Raw genomic sequence first — 13,875 nt, 5'->3', positions numbered from 1 at the left:
CTAGTCCGCGTCTCGGCGGAAGTCCCCGAGGTTGGTGGCCCGTCGGCGCAGGCGCGTAGACACGCGATCCATGCCTTGAGTTTGTACGATGCCGAACTCTTCATCAGTCAACAGCACTGCTTCAAGCAGCAACGTAATACGTCCCTCTTCGGACAATGAGGGAGTGCCTTGATCGAAGATTTGTGGCTCGCGCAGCACGGCATGCTTCACGGTCACTTCTGGAACCGCGGCCAGCGGAGACTGAACCACGGCGTTGGGTACGGAAGTTCCTGGTTGTGCGGGGATAGTTCCAGGCGCGCGCGCCAGAACACCCCACAGGCCGATGAGGGCGGCAGCTAACTCTTCGTCACTGGCGGAATCCGACTGGATCACGATCTCGCACCGCACATCCGTTGACTTGTCGTCTTGCAATGCCAGACCGGTGTCCACCTGGGAAAACCCACAGGTGGTTGCGGTGCGGGTGTCGTCGCCAAGCGTCACGAAAGCAATTCTTACGCCTTCGATGTCTTTGAGTTCGATGGCTCCGCCATAGATGTTGGAGAGCCAGACTGCGATTTCCTCTCCGGTCAATTATTTACCCTCTAGCTTCTCGATCGCGGCGAGGAGCACGCAGGTTGCCACGCCATCCATCGCCTCGGTGACCTCTTCGAGCGGAGGAAGGGACGGCGCCAAGCGAATGTTGCGGTCGTTCGGGTCCTGGTGCAGCGGGAAGGATGAGCCAGCCTCAGTGAGCTTGATGCCTGCGTCGCGAGCGAGTTCCCACACACGGTTGGCGGTGCCGTCGATCACATCGAGGGAGATGAAGTAGCCACCGGTTGGCTTGGTCCAGCGCGCAACCTCGTATTGGCCAAGGCGCTCTTCGAGGGTGTTCAACACGGCGTCGAATTTGGGAGCCAAGGAGCCTGCGTGCTTGCGCATGACTGCCTTGACGCCTTCCGCATCGTGGAAATATTTCGCGTGAGCAAGCTGGTTGACCTTGTTCGGGCCGATGCCGCGAACGCCCGCGATCTTCGAGTACCAGGCCAAGTTGTCTGCGGAGGACGCGAAGAAGGAGACGCCGCCACCCGCGTGAGTGATCTTGGAGGTGGAGGTAAGCACCCAGAAACGGTTCGGGTTGCCTGCTGCAGCTGCCTTGCCGACAACATCGTGGATCACTGGGAACTCGTCGGTCAGTGTGTGCACGGCGTAGGCGTTGTCCCAGATGATTCGGAAATCGGCTGCTGCAGTTTCCATGGCTGCCAGACGGTCGCAGACTTCCTCGCTAAACGAAATTCCGGTTGGGTTACCGAAGACCGGGACCGTCCACATGCCCTTGACCTGTGGGTCCTTAACTAGTTCCTCGATGGCATTGATGTCTGGGCCGTCTTCGAGCATCGGAACAGTCACCATGTCGAAGCCGAGAGTCTCAGTGATGGTGAAGTGACGATCGTAACCAGGAACCGGGCAAATCCACTTGACCTTCTCTTCGTCCTTCCACGGGCGCTCAGAGTCGTTGTTGCCGAAGAGGTAAGACCAGGACACCAAATCGAACATGATGTTCAGGCTGGAAGAATCACCGGCGAAGATGTTGTCTACTGAAACGCCGAGCAGTTCGGCCCAGATGGCGCGAATGTCTTCGATGCCTTTGAGGTTGCCGTAGTTGCGTACGTCCTCACCAGAAGCAGTGCGGTAATTTCCCTGGCCGGGCAGAGCCAAGAGTTCGTCAGCAAAATCAAGCTGCTCAGCAGATGGCTTACCACGAGTAAGGTCGAGCTTGAGGTTCTTTGCCTTGAGCTCTTCATATTCAGCGCGGACTTTCTGGCTTAGCTCCGCAAGCTCGGTCGATTCAAGATTTAGCAGCGACATATTCTTAAGCTTTCCTGGTTGGAAATAAGTTCGCCCATCATCCTAGTCTTGAACCCCGACATCCGATGGAGAAGCTACTGCAACCAGCCCTGAGCACGGGCAACGCGTACTGCCTCCTGCAAGTTTCCAACGTGAAGCTTTCGGTAAATCTTCTTCGACGTCGCTTTCACAGTCTCCGTGCTAATTCCAAGTTCGTCGGCAGCTTCGCGTTGCAGTTTGCCTGTGGCCAGCAACTCGAGGATCTGGAGCTGACGCTCCGAAAGTTCCTCGACCGATTGGCCAGTGTGCGGTTGCAGCCCAGGAAATTCGGACACATCAAAACCGTAGTGCTCGACAATTCTTTGGCGTGCGTTTTCGGGCAGAATCGACGACAGCCCGATGTGTTCTGCCCAGTTCTCGCCGCGTACAGCGACAGCGATCTCGCCTTCACCGGTTCCCATGAGAATGAGGCATTCGATCTTGTAACCCAGCGCAATCATGCGCCAGCGAGTCGGCAGGTTAAACTCACCGAGAATTTTCTCCAATTCCTCAAGAGACTGTTCCGGCTGTACCTGCAGGTCAATGATGATCTCAGCTAGGCGCTGCAGAGGTTGCGGAAGCCACCCAGCATCGAGCCAAGCTCTGGCCTCTTTGGGCTGTCCATTCACCCCATACAGCGACACCAGCGCTGCCCGCACCGGCCACATGCGCCACGTGGCCGCTGCAGACCACTCCACACGATCGTGAATGGAGCGCCAGTAACTAATCGCCGCATCTTGACCGTACCCACTAGCCACTCGCACACCCTGACAGAAAGCCTCGGTAGCAGCATGAATCGATTCGATTTCCACATGCAATGGAATCGTCTTCCGAATGCACTCTTCATCAAGTCGCAACAGCTCAGCTAGATCCACCATCGAATCCAACTCGGGAATGGTCGGCCCGCTCAAGTCACGGTAGCGTTCAATAAAACCAGCCGCCGCCTGGTTGTTACCCACCATGCCTGACACAAACGCCCGCACCGCCAAAACGTTGGCGTATAGCGGCGCGTAGGCGTCGCTTGCACCTCCGAGGCGCCCCAACAGCAGCTGTGCCTGGAACGAGCAGTCATCGGCAATTGAAATCAGGCCGAGATCGATCGCTAAGTCTGCTTGGGTGTTTAGCAAGACAATCAACATCGCGGTGTCATCGAGAATCTCTGGCTCGCGCGCTTCCGTAACCTTGCGGATGTGTTCTGTGATCAACGTCCGGCACAGATCTAGGAACTCGACTGCGGAGTCCGGATCATGCAACGGTGTCTCCACCCGTGGCCCCGTCACCGTAAAGCGCATGATGAACTCGTTTAGTTCTCGTGCGACGTCGCTAACCGGTTCAAAACCCGGCGAGGCAAAAGCTTGGCGACGAACACGTTCCGTGCCCGGCACTAGGTCAATTAGCTCCGCCCACATCGGATTCTTGCCCGATACGTGCTCTTGGGTGAGTTCACCCGCAAAGAACCTCTTCGCAGTGTCCAGACCTGTCAATGAAGTCGGAATCGCCGCTGGGAACAGCGCCACCAATCGCCTGCGGACAGACACAGGCACTAATATCAACCAGCACGGCCGCGTCCGGATCAGAGCATCGAGTTCCTCCCACCACTGCTCCGCAGCTAATGCACAGATCCGGTCCGGGAATGGCACCAGATCGCTATTAGCCAGCGAAACATAGTCGTGGAGTGGGCAGAAGGCATCGTCGTAAAGCGAAAGCTCCTGCAGCGCCGCCTTCAGCTGCCACGGGTATGCCGGCGGAAAAGTCCCAGCAGCCACGACTGCCGGAGAAGCGAGCGCGGAGACCAACTGCATCTCGCCCAGCCCATCGGGCGCCACCTGATTGACGATCGTGCGCAGCGAATACTCCGCAATTGGAGGCAGCCATACCATCGCGTCTAAAGCTAAATTGTTGGTGACCAATGGCACGATTTCGCGAGCCCACGACCGCGCCATCGCCGGAAAAGCCCGAGCTTTGCCGCGCGCGTGATCGGTCAACGCAGCGACGACGAACCCTGGGACGCCACCGGTTTCGTCGAGAAGCTTTTCGACGACTACCCCTTCACCCGAGAGTTCTTCCAAATCCGTCAGGCTCAACAGCAAATCCGAATCGGTGAACACGTTATCCGCGCGCACGACATATGACTCGGCGATAGAAAGATCGTTGGTTTGCAGCGCCAAGACAGTCTTGGACTTCCGGGAACGCAGCCGGTTGGCGTTTTCCTCGCGACTGTCGCTGGAGCACCGATTGAGAGGACCGGTGACATCGATAACGAGTGGCCCTGCAAATTCGATTCGCAGCGACTCGGCGTCCCGTCGGGTATCGAAATTAAAGCAGCGAGGCTCGTTTTGCGGATCAAGGGTGGACATGGCGCGGACCAGTATCTGGGCAGCTAGGTATTCCTTGGGCAAGCGCGTGAAAAAGAGCTGGCCTGTCGCGAGCTTTGCATGCAGCTTCTGCGCTACACGATCAATCACGGCGTTGAGCACCTCGGGATCGAGGTCAAACTCCTTTGCCAACGAGGGTTCGCTGATCCAGCCCATGCCCGGCCCCTCCCAGTTACGCACGACTTGTTGCTAGCGACACTATCCTATAAAGACAAAAGGGGACCTCACGCACCTGCGAGAGCTCGCTGACCCTTGCTGCATTCCTGCCCTGGGGGAGTTCACAAGATACACACCGCGTGAGATCCTGAATCACACCTTAGCCCGCTGAAAGTCCAGAAGCCAAATGCCATTCTGCCAATCACCGGATCCATTGAATCACCTGCCGTTTTGTTGATTAGCCCGCGATGAACTACAGTAAGACCTCGACGTAAGTCATGGAGGATTCGACTAGCGGCCTATGTCACACGCCTGGAACGCGTGCGGGTAGCAATACCCTCGTGGGTTCAAATCCCACATCCTCCGCAGGAGAAAATACGAAATGCCGTGAAGCAATTTTTGCTTCACGGCATTTTGTTTTCAGCTCCCCCTTCACTCCGCACTGCGGGTCATGAGCAACGAAAGAACCCCTGCCGGCGCGCTCCGGCAGGGGTTCGTCGTCAAGCAGAAGTTTCTACTTGCGTTCTCCGCACACGTCTGTTGTGATCTGGGTACCACCGATGCCGATGGCAACCAGTTCTGCACCGACCGAGGCCGGACCAGCAGCAGGATCGACACCCGAAAGTCGCTTGTTTACCTTGAGCAGGGATTCGCGCAGTTTCTGCGCCGACTCAGGTTGGTCCGCTAGGGAGCCCTCGCGACCCCAGTGCGGGAAGTTTTGGGCGATGACATCGTCGAAACGCTCGCTGACAGTGTCAAACTGTTCGGCCACGGCTGCAGCTGGGACGCCACCGGAGGCAATGAAGGTGCCCAGCGGAATCATCCAAGCGACGGGGTTGGCCACGGTGGAGTTCATATCGCACCGATCCGTTGCAGCGGACTCGGCTTGTTCGTCGAACTCCGGCGGACCAGCGACCTGGTCAGCCTCAGGAACGAAATCGGCAAGGCGGTTCCCCGTGACTTTGTCTACGCGCGTCGCGGTCAGCAGGTTTTGGTATTCACCGTCCTTGATGGCGTACATCTCCAATGCGAGGTTGTCCGGAACCTGCGCACGCGGGGAATCTGCGCCGTAGCCCTCGACCAGGATGGAATAGGTCTTGCGCATCTGCGGGGAGTAGTTATGCGGGTACTCGTACAGGATGTCGCTATCGGTGTAGTGCCAGAGGGCGCGCTGGGTGACCTCATAAAACTGCGCATCGGTTAGGCCGTAGTTACTTTGCAGGCCGAGGACATCGATGGGGTACCCCGTCTCCATCACTTCCAAGATGTTGCGCTCGAGGGATTTGTCGGTCCAGGCTGGTTTGCGCACAGACAGTGGAGCGTCGGCAAAGCCTTGGATGCGCTCCCCGGTGGCAACAACCTTGGTTGCGTCGATCACGCCACCCTTGCCTACTCCGCGGAACGGGTGTTCACGGGAGGAGTTGAAGCCGTAGACCACGTTTGCTGGGGACTGTTCGACAGAACCCTTATCCCCCGCCCACATCATTTTGGTGTTTCCTGGGTGGCGGATTTCAAATTCAATGCCATATTGCTCCGATTGCGCTTGCGCTGGGGCAGCGTGTGCGAGACCGAAGAGCATCGCCAGTGCGGCCACGAACGCCGCCGCGATGGAGTGTGTGTAAAGCGCGTTACTTTGTGTCACGATGAGCCTTTCCTCAACCTCCCGAGGCGTTGGCAGTTTCTGCCACATTCGCGGTCGGGAGCCAGTGGAAAGTGTATCTAGCCAACCAAGGTTCGTCTAGTTTATTTTAAGGTTTTACGCTAATTACTTAGAAATCCAGCAAAGTTACAGAATTGAAACAACTGAATCGTCACCGCAGCTCTACGCGCTGGACTACAAATCCTATCGCGCTGAGAAATTTACACACCTGAGACACAGGGCTGGTTCCTGAGAAATTGCACACCCTGTTAGCCACGCCAGACATATGGCTCGCGGGAGAAATCTCCACACTCAAATCGCTCAAGAATCTCCTCAGCTGACGTCGCTCCAGCGACACCAACCGACTCCCCGAGTAGCGTAATCACTCCGCCAAGTCCCACCGACTCGGCCATCTCACGCAGCGTCACCGCTCCGTCACGTTTGGCCAACCGTTCCCCTGCCGCGTTGAGCACCAGTGGGACGTGCACATACTCCACCGGCGGGAACCCCAACACCGATCCCAAATACGCCTGCGCGGGGGCCTGCATGAGCAGGTCGTCGCCACGCACTACCTGGTCGATGCCTTGAAATGCATCGTCAACCACCACCGCGAGGTTATAGGCCCAATCCTGGCCCTGCCCCTTGTTGCCACCGCGACGCACAATCACATCGTCGATCGGCGCCGTGACCTCGCCTGCGAAAAAGTCACGGGTAGTAAAATCGGCCACCTCCGAACGAAGTCGCAAGGCGGGAACGCGTCCCTGGGTTTCCAGCTCGGCTCGGCGCGAGGCGCGCTGCTCGTTGGAAAGCTCCCGGCAGGTGCCTGGATACATGCCCTGCACACCATGAGGGGCGGAAGCTGCTTCGCGGATGTCCTTGCGGGAGCAGTAACACTCGTAGAGATGCCCGCTTCGACGCAGCGTTTCCAGCGCATCTTCGTAGGCGCCACAGCGTTGCGATTGAAAAAGCACCTCCCCGTCAAATGTCAGGCCGAGCGCCTCCAGGTCTTCGATCTGGCGGTGCGCGAATTCCATTTTTGAGCGCGCTGTATCAATATCTTCTATTCGCAAAAGGAAGTCCCGGCCCGTTCGCCGGGCAAAGATCCACGCCAAAAGCGCCGTGCGCAAGTTGCCAAAATGCAGATCCCCACTCGGCGAAGGCGCATAGCGGCCGGCTGTTGTCGGCTCGGTGGCATTGTTCATGCTGACCAGGGTACGCCAGGGTTACTCCCCCGCTCTTTACCCCCAGTTTCTCAGGCTCCGAAGGCGCCTCCTACCTCTCGCCCCACGGGTCACACTGATCAAACTCAAAACCGCAGGCCTCCCACCTCGCAGGAAGCATCAATTTTCCCCCAAAACTAGTTTCACAAATGCCTGGTTTAGTCCTGCTTCTCAGCAACAATCGGACATTTGCCCAAGCAACCAATAAGGGGCATCGTTGTAATGTCAACGAAAATCCTTGGGAAGAGAGACCGGCATGCGCACAACGGTACGACTCGCATCCGCCATATCTGCGCTAGTCTCGACGCTTCTCATCGGCTCCGCCGCCTTGCCCAGCGCGGTCGGACACTCACCAGCGCACGACATTGACCTGAGCAAATTCAACGCACAGGGAGTGCTTCACGACGACACCGCCCGCCACGTACTCACACACCCAGACAAGGTGCTGCCCGGCGCGCAGATTGTTTCCGAAAAGGGTGTCTACTGCTCGGCTGGGTGGATCGTCGATAAACATGGCGAGCGCTTCGTCTCTACTGCCGCGCACTGCGGCGAGGAGGGAACCCGCTTCGGCATCGTGGATCGCGACGGTTACTGGCACGAGTTTGGCCAGGTTGACCAGCGCTTCTACGGGAGTGGCTTTGATCGCTCGCTGATTCGCGTGACCGATCGGGAGCGTGTGCAATCACGGATTCCCATCACAAATCTTGCTTTCGGAGACGCTGCGAGCAGCGATTATGTCGCACGCGCTCAGCCCACCCTATGCGTGCTCGGGCAAAAATCGGGGCTCAGCTGCGGCCCTTACACCTCGACGGACGAGTTCGGCCGCGTGAATTTCTCGGCCGTCGCGGGTCACGGTGACTCCGGCGGCCCGGTATTCGCCCTGGATAACGGCACGTTACACCCTGTCGGACTGCTGCAGGGCGGATATGCTGACCAGCCAGTTTTAGCTAGCCAGCCGCTGAACGGGCCGCTTTTCGACGACGCCGTGATCGTCCACTAGCCCGATATGCCAGAATGAGCGCTATGAACTATGTCACGCGCTCGCCTTACCCGGTCATTGTGGCCGTGTTCGTCGCGGTCTTCTTGATCTCTAACATCACCGCATCGAAAGGCGTTGCCATCGGGCCGCTGATCACCGACGGTGCCTTCTTCCTCTTCCCACTGTCCTACGTATTAGGCGACGTTCTCGCAGAAGTTTACGGCTTCAAGCCCGCCCGGCGCGCAATTTTCACTGGCTTCGGCGTGACAATCCTTGCGGTCATCTCGTTCTACCTGGCAATTTGGCTTCCTGCCGCGGACTTTTACCCGAACCAGAGCGAGTTCGCCCTGATCCTGGGGCTGGTTCCGCAGATCGTCGCCGCGTCCCTCGCGGGCTATGTTGTAGGCCAGCTACTCAACGCATGGGTGCTGACTCGCATGAAGGCCAAGCTAGGCCCGGACAATCTGTGGGCGCGACTCATCGGCTCCACCATCGTGGGCGAGTTCGGTGACACTCTAATCTTCTGCACCATCGCAGCACCGGTGATCGGCATTGCCACCGGCGGGGACTTTATCAACTACGTCATCGTTGGTTTCCTGTGGAAGACCCTGCTCGAGGTTGTCCTTCTACCCATCACCTACGCCACGATTAGTTTTGTGCGACGCTACGAAAGCCGGGCGCAGGAAGAACTAGCTGTAGTAGCGGCCTAGGAACTCATCGCGGTATTCCTCGAAGCGGCCCTCGCGCACCGCGTCGCGGATGTTATCCACCAAGCGGATCATGAATTCGAGGTTGTGCATCGTGCACAGGGTGCCGGCGAGGAATTCCTTTGCTTTGAGCAGGTGGTGGATATAAGCGCGGGAGTAGTTCTCCGAGACGTACCCGCCGAATTCTTCGTCAACACCTGCAAAATCACGCTTGAACCGGGCGTTCATGAGGTTCAGGCGCCCATCGAGGGTGTACACGCCACCGCGTCGGCCGAGGCGGGTCGGAGCGACGCAGTCGAAAGTATCGGCACCGGCTTCAACGGCAGCGAACAAATCATCCGGCTCGGAGATACCCAGCAGATGACGCGGCTTTTCCGCCGGCAGTTCGTCGGTGACCCAACCAACGATAGTGCCCAAGTTCTCCTTCTCGATAGCGCCTCCGATGCCAAAACCACCGAACCCGCGCTTGCCCTCGTCTCGTTTCTGGCGATCGAGCTCAAGTAGCCCCTGAGTGGCGTGGCGGCGCAGGTCTTCGTACTGCGCACCCTGCACCACTCCCCACAGAGACTGCTTCGGGCGGTGGCTGCGCTCGTTGGTCAGACGGGTGTGTTCGTCGATGCAGCGGGCCGCCCAGCGCTTGGTGCGCTCGACGGATTCCTCCTGATACTGCCGAGTATCCACCAGCGTGGTCAACTCATCGAAAGCGAACATGATGTCGGCACCGAGTCCGTGCTGGATCTGCATGCTCACCTCGGGCGTGAAGCGGTGCATGGAACCGTCGATGAAGGACTTGAAGTTCACTCCGTCCTCATCCACTTTGGCCATGCGCTCTTTGTCCTTGGCACGGATGTCCTCGCGTTTGAGGTTTTGGGTGTCCATGGCCAGAACCTTCTTAAAGCCGACGCCCAAGCTCATGACTTGGAAGCCGCCGGAGTCGGTGTAGGTGGGACCGTTCCAGTTAGAGAACTCAGACAGGCCCCCGGCTTCGTCGACAATGTCATGTCCGGGCTGCAGGTACAGGTGATAGGCGTTGGACAGGATGGCTTGGGCGCCGGTGGTGCGGATCTGCTCCGGGGTCAGCGTTTTCACCGTGGCTTTAGTGCCTACGGGGATAAACGCCGGGGTGTGGATGTCGCCGTGTGGCGTGTGGATCACGCCGGTGCGGCCATGGCGGCCGGGGGCCTCGTCGAGCTGGGTCCCTACCTCGAAGGAGATATCGTCGTGCTGCACGTCAGTCATAGTCGTCCAGTCTACGATGAGACCTTCTGCATCGACTCAGTGTGGGCTGCCTGTGCCTCCAGTTTTGCGTCGTACTCCTTTTCCAACGCGGAGCCTTCAACGTCTAGGTCAGGCAGGATCTTGTCCAGCCACTTTGGCATCCACCAGGTGGCACGCCCCATGATGAACATGGTCGCAGGCACCAGCGCCATGCGGATGAAGAACGCGTCGAAGAACACGCTGATACCCAGCGCGAAGCCGAAGATCTGGATGAATGGCAGAGGCTGGTCGATAAACGCCACGAAGACCACGATCATGATCACCGCGGCGGCGGTGACCACGCGGGCACCTTGGACAAAGCCCTCGACCGTGGAGCGCTCCACCGCCTTGTGCACACCGCCGGAGTATTCTTCCCCGCCCAACGCGGTGTACTGCTCCTTCATACGCGTGACAAGGAAGACTTGATAGTCCATCGCCAGGCCGAAGGTCACGCCGATCAAGAAGATCGGCAGGAAGGATAGCAACGGCCCCGGGGTGTTGACCAAGCCGAAGAGTCCTTCTTGCCAGACCAACACAGTTACGCCGAAGGATGCACCCACGGACAGCAAGAAACCAAGACCGGCCACAACCGGAACCATGATGGAACGGAACACCAACAGCAACAGCACGATCGCCAGTCCGACGACTACTGCGAGGTAGAGCGGCATAGCACCTTCAAGAGCCTCGGTGATATCCATCTGCACAGCAGTCAGGCCGGTCAGCCCGATCTCTGAACCCGTGGAATCTTGGATCTGCTCACCCTGAGCGCGCAACGCTTCAGCGACCGCGACGGTGTACTGGTCATCGGGTCCCGTGGTCGGGGTAATCAAAATCTGTGCGGCGGTGTTGTCGTCGTTCGCGCTGACCAGTTGCGCGTGCTTAACACCGCTGACCTGGTTGAGCTCGTTAACTGCATACAGGAAAGAGCTTTGCGACGCCGCAGTCACCGGATCTGTACCCTCCTGCGCCGCCATGTACGGCTGCAGGACAGTGGCCTCTGGGTTGACGCTGTGCGCATCGACCACGACGAGGAATGGCGAGTTCACGCCCTCTCCGAATCCCTCCGCGATGAGGTCGGCGGATTTACGCTGCGTAGTGTCCTTGTTGCTGGTGGAGTCTGAAGGCAGTGCCAGCTCCATGCCGAGCACCGGGGCGGACAAGATGCCCAAGAACAAGACAACGACAGCCATCACGAGGGCCGGGACGCGACGAACGAAGTTAACCCACCTGCGCCCCATGGAGTTCTTGGTCAAATCCTTACCCAGGCGTTTGCCACGGGCGGGATTGCCTGCCACTCCCGGGACCTTGCCCGCAAAAGCACGGTCGCCGACAACGCCCAGCATCGCCGGGATCAGAGTCAACGCGACCAGTACGGCGATCAAGACTGTGACCGCAGCCGCAAGTCCCATCCAGGTAAGGAACTCGATGCGCGCGATCGTCAACGCTGCCAGTGCCGTAAACACCGTAAATCCGGCGAAGACAACCGAGGAGCCCGCAGTACCCACCGCCATGCCGGCGGCTTCCGGCCCGGACATTCGCTGCCTCTCCTGCCTATAGCGAGAGAGAATGAACAAGGCGTAGTCGATGCCCACCGCAAGTCCGATCATCACCGCAAGAACCGGGGTGACATCGGTAAGTTCCACCCAGTGGGTGGCCAACACGATCAGCAGCGCGCCAATACCCACGCCGATCACTGCAGAGATCACCGGCATACCGGCGGCCACCAGCGAGCCAAATGTGAAGATCAACACGAAGAATGCAACCACGAGACCGATGATCTCACTGGTTGTTTTTACCTGGATCGGATCACCGAAACCAGCGCCACCGGCCTCCACCTGCAGGCCCGCCTCGCGTCCGATCTCCATCGCTTCTGTCACGATGTCACGGTCAGACTGCTTCACCTCAAACGACGAAGGCGAATCAAAGTTGAAGGTGGTGTAACCGATGCGCTTGTCGTCGGTAAGCAAGGCGACGTTCGCGGCGTCAGCTTCTGCGGTTTCCTGTGGCAGACCCATCTCTGTTTCCATCTGAATGATGGTTTCGGTCTGCTTCGGGGAAACATCAACGGGGTTGCCAAAGCGCTCGGTGCCCGTCATCGCGAGGTTGTCCTCTAGATGCTTGATGACGTCGTTGACCGCCTCGTAGTTATCGGGGTCTTCCAGGGTCTCGCCGTCGGGCGCCTTAAACACCAAATTCACGCCGGCGGCTTTGACCGGGTTGGGCTGATCGGGGAAGTTTTCCACCAACATCGCCGTGGCGTTAATAGCGGGAGTTCCGGAGATGGCGAACTGCGAGGTGAACGGCTTCTGCAGCGACAACGCTGCCGCTGCGACACCCACCAGCAGAATGAGCCAGGTGATGATGACTCGCCACTTGAAGTTGTAGGACCAGCGCCCTAACCGGAACAGGAGTTTGGCCACGGTATCTTGGCTTTCTTGATTGAGGGAAGTAAGTGAACGCTCGTGTGGCTTTCGCCAGCAAGCACGCATTCACCTATTCTAAAGGATTGCAGCAAATAAGCCCCCGACCTGTGTGGCGGGGGCTTATCAGTGCTTTGGCGGTAGTGGCGGGATTTGAACCCGCGGAGGTTTTACCCTCACTCGCTTTCGAGGCGAGCACCTTCGGCCGCTCGGACACACTACCGCCAAGTAGATTAACGGTTAGACGGCCTTGGAACCAAATTAGCGGTCAGCGTCTTCGCGAGCCTGGAAGTCACCCAGGGTCTCGTTCGCCTTGTCCTCGACTGCGTCGCGAACGTCCTTTGCCTTGTCCTTGATGCCTGCCTTGGTCTGGTCAGCGCGGCCCTCGTTCTCCAGAGACTCGTTGCCAGTTACCTTGCCGGCGCCTTCCTTGATCTTGCCGCCGAGCTTCTCAAACTTTTCGTTAGCCATGGTGTTGCTCCTTTAAGTAAGTTGTTCGGTTTCGGTGTACACCACCCACCGTAACTACATAAAGGTCAACGCATGATAACGATTACTTGTTGGTTCCCTGTACGCGATCGACGATCTCTTCAGCCTTGTCCTGAATCTGGTCCGCCGCGTCGATGATCTTCTTCGCCTGCTCGTTGTTGCCCGCCTTCTCACGCGCGGTGTCAATGATCTCCTGCGCCTTATCGACGATCACATCAGCCTGATCCGCGAAATCCTTCGCCTTATCCATCGGGTTGCCTGCCATGTTCTTGCTCCTTATCGGCTAAATGAATGTATCTCACTCGAGATTAGCGCAGCTGTTCAAAGAACCCGGTGAGTAATTGCGCACACTCGCTTTCCAATACCCCCGCCCGCACCTCAACGGTGTGTAACTGGTCCACGTCGCGCAGGGCGTCGAAAAGCGAGCCCACAGCGCCCGTCCGTGGCTCGAACGCCCCGTACACAAGGCTTCCCACCCGTGCGCCTAGGATCGCGCCTGCGCACATCGTGCACGGCTCGAGGGTGACCACCAGCTCGCACCCCTCCAGGCGCCACGTCCCCAGCTGCGCCGTTGCCGCGCGGATCGCTTCAACCTCGGCGTGGGCTGTGGGGTCGCTCAACGCTTCACGACGATTCACCCCACACGCAATCTCTTTCCCTTCCGAGTCGAAGATCACGGCCCCGACGGGCACGTCACCCACCGGTGTGGTGCGTGCGACCTCGATCGCGCGTCGCATCCTCTCCTGAGCTTGACGCTCGGGTGCCGAAAG

At 58.5% G+C, this 13,875-nt stretch carries 12 protein-coding genes, 2 tRNA genes and 1 other RNA gene; 3 read left to right on the top strand and 12 right to left on the bottom strand.

Features of this window, described 5'->3' with window-relative positions:
* The 4 genes from QP027_RS00435 to ffs all read right to left on the bottom strand — a co-directional run bounded on the left by QP027_RS00435 (nucleotide 1) and on the right by ffs (nucleotide 4,547).
* Nucleotides 1-570, bottom strand: coding sequence for a suppressor of fused domain protein (locus tag QP027_RS00435; RefSeq protein ID WP_284825227.1), 570 nt, complete (start codon nucleotides 568-570; stop codon nucleotides 1-3).
* Nucleotides 571-1,845, bottom strand: coding sequence for an aspartate aminotransferase type Ic (locus QP027_RS00430; RefSeq protein ID WP_284825226.1), 1,275 nt, complete (start codon nucleotides 1,843-1,845; stop codon nucleotides 571-573).
* Nucleotides 1,846-1,919: 74 nt separating this feature from the next.
* Nucleotides 1,920-4,418 carry a helix-turn-helix transcriptional regulator gene (locus QP027_RS00425; RefSeq protein ID WP_284825225.1) on the bottom strand — a complete coding sequence of 833 codons (2,499 nt, stop codon included), beginning with the start codon at nucleotides 4,416-4,418 and terminating at the stop codon, nucleotides 1,920-1,922.
* Nucleotides 4,419-4,448: 30 nt separating this feature from the next.
* Nucleotides 4,449-4,547, bottom strand: an RNA gene (ffs, locus tag QP027_RS00420) — signal recognition particle sRNA small type.
* 127 nt (nucleotides 4,548-4,674) lie between these two features.
* Here ffs and QP027_RS00415 point away from each other — a divergent pair.
* Nucleotides 4,675-4,760 (top strand) — tRNA-Ser (locus QP027_RS00415).
* 148 nt (nucleotides 4,761-4,908) lie between these two features.
* Here the strand turns inward: QP027_RS00415 and QP027_RS00410 are convergent.
* Complete coding sequence (locus QP027_RS00410; protein WP_284825224.1) at nucleotides 4,909-6,036, bottom strand: thioester-forming surface-anchored protein; 1,128 nt, start codon at nucleotides 6,034-6,036, stop codon at nucleotides 4,909-4,911.
* Nucleotides 6,037-6,302: 266 nt separating this feature from the next.
* Nucleotides 6,303-7,235, bottom strand: a complete 933-nt coding sequence (gene gluQRS, locus QP027_RS00405; RefSeq protein WP_284825223.1) for a tRNA glutamyl-Q(34) synthetase GluQRS — start codon at nucleotides 7,233-7,235, stop codon at nucleotides 6,303-6,305.
* A 274-nt stretch (nucleotides 7,236-7,509) separates the two neighbouring features.
* Between gluQRS and QP027_RS00400 the strand changes: the two genes are divergently transcribed.
* Entirely contained in the window at nucleotides 7,510-8,253 is a 744-nt protein-coding gene (locus QP027_RS00400; RefSeq protein WP_284825222.1) for a chymotrypsin family serine protease, read from the top strand.
* A 14-nt stretch (nucleotides 8,254-8,267) separates the two neighbouring features.
* Complete coding sequence (locus QP027_RS00395) at nucleotides 8,268-8,942, top strand: queuosine precursor transporter (RefSeq protein WP_284825221.1); 675 nt, start codon at nucleotides 8,268-8,270, stop codon at nucleotides 8,940-8,942.
* On the opposite strand, the gene tgt is transcribed toward QP027_RS00395, so the two are convergent.
* From tgt to QP027_RS00365, 6 genes are all read right to left on the bottom strand, one after another.
* On the bottom strand, nucleotides 8,922-10,178 hold the full coding sequence (tgt, locus tag QP027_RS00390; protein ID WP_284825220.1) for a tRNA guanosine(34) transglycosylase Tgt: 1,257 nt from the start codon (nucleotides 10,176-10,178) through the stop codon (nucleotides 8,922-8,924). The two genes, QP027_RS00395 and tgt, sit on opposite strands and share 21 nt — an antisense overlap.
* 11 nt (nucleotides 10,179-10,189) lie before the next feature.
* A complete protein-coding gene (locus tag QP027_RS00385; RefSeq protein WP_284825219.1) occupies nucleotides 10,190-12,616 on the bottom strand; it encodes an MMPL family transporter in 2,427 nt (808 codons plus the stop codon).
* Nucleotides 12,617-12,751: 135 nt separating this feature from the next.
* Nucleotides 12,752-12,839 (bottom strand) — tRNA-Ser (locus tag QP027_RS00380).
* 38 nt (nucleotides 12,840-12,877) lie between these two features.
* A complete protein-coding gene (locus tag QP027_RS00375) occupies nucleotides 12,878-13,087 on the bottom strand; it encodes a CsbD family protein (protein WP_284825218.1) in 210 nt (69 codons plus the stop codon).
* An 82-nt stretch (nucleotides 13,088-13,169) separates the two neighbouring features.
* Nucleotides 13,170-13,370, bottom strand: a complete 201-nt coding sequence (locus tag QP027_RS00370) for a hypothetical protein (RefSeq protein ID WP_284825217.1) — start codon at nucleotides 13,368-13,370, stop codon at nucleotides 13,170-13,172.
* Between the two features lie 43 nt (nucleotides 13,371-13,413).
* The gene (locus QP027_RS00365) at nucleotides 13,414-13,842 is read right to left on the bottom strand and encodes a nucleoside deaminase (protein WP_432418599.1); all 429 of its coding nucleotides are present in this window, start codon (nucleotides 13,840-13,842) and stop codon (nucleotides 13,414-13,416) included.
* Between the last annotated feature and the right edge of the window lie 33 nt (nucleotides 13,843-13,875).

The organism is Corynebacterium breve, from assembly GCF_030252165.1.
GTDB lineage: Bacteria > Actinomycetota > Actinomycetes > Mycobacteriales > Mycobacteriaceae > Corynebacterium > Corynebacterium breve.
Note: the sequence above shows the minus strand (reverse complement) of the source record. Positions and strands in the feature narration are given on the sequence as shown.